Annotated in this window: 1 protein-coding gene; it reads right to left on the minus strand. The window is 68.3% G+C overall.

The annotated features are described in order from the left end of the window. The coding region (locus tag ACLARN_RS44120) for an IS701 family transposase (RefSeq protein ID WP_409497456.1) at positions 1-977 on the minus strand (977 nt) is incomplete at its 3' end. Positions 978-979 lie beyond the last annotated feature (2 nt).

The following is a 979-nucleotide window of genomic DNA, read 5'->3' on the forward strand; positions in this document are numbered from 1 at the left end:
ACGGCGAGGAAGGCGTGGGCGAGCATCGCCATGGCCGTCCAGCGGTGCCAGGAGGTCCAGCGTCGGACCTGGTGCTGGTCGAGCCCGGTGAGGCCTTTGCCGGTCTGGAAGGATTCCTCGACTGTCCATCTGCGGCCCGCGACCTGAACCAGGATCCGTAGCGGCACGGGTTCGGGCGAGTAGCAGCGGTAGAACGCCAGCTCGCCGGTGGTGCGGTGACGGCGGATCAGCAACCACCGGCACCCGTCGGGCTCGTCGGTGTCGATGTCGGCGAAAGCCCAGTCGTAGTAGCGATTCCCCTTCGCCCCGGCGCCGGCGGAGAGGCGTTGCCAGACGTGCTTGGGCAGCCTCGCGGCGACACCGTCAGCGCGCAGCACGCCTGCTGGAGTGCTGACCCGGCGGTCGCAGCCGATGGCGAGAACGTAGCCGACACCGCGCTTTTCCAGGTTCTTGCGCAGGCTGGGGTCGGCTCCGTAAACCTCGTCCCCGGCGACCCACTGTGCACGGACGCCGGCGTCGAGAGCGCGCCCGATCATGGTGGTCGCCAGCGCGGGTTTCGTCGCGAACGCGGTGTCGTCAGGGATTCCTGCGCCTGCGCGGCGGACGGGATCGGTGGTCCAGGATTTCGGGAGGTAGAGGGCCCGGTCGATGAACGCGTGCCCGGCGTCGGTGGCGTAGGTGAGGTAGACCGCGACCTGGGCGTTCTCGATGCGACCCGCGGTGCCGGTGTATTGGCGTTGCACTCCGACGGTGTGGACGCCTTTCTTCAGGTCACCGGTTTCGTCGACGACCAGCACGGCACCGGTGTCGCCGAGGTGTTCGGTGACGTAGTCGCGCAGGTCGTCGCGGACCTCCTCGGCGTCCCAGACTGCTTTGCGCAGCAGGTGTTGTATCCCGTCGGGGGTGTCGTCGCCGGCGTGTTCGGAGATGGTCCAGCAGTTCTTGTCCGGCAGGTCCGACAGCAACCCGAGCAGCAGTG

Source organism: Amycolatopsis sp. cmx-11-12 (assembly GCF_046269425.1).
GTDB lineage: Bacteria > Actinomycetota > Actinomycetes > Mycobacteriales > Pseudonocardiaceae > Amycolatopsis.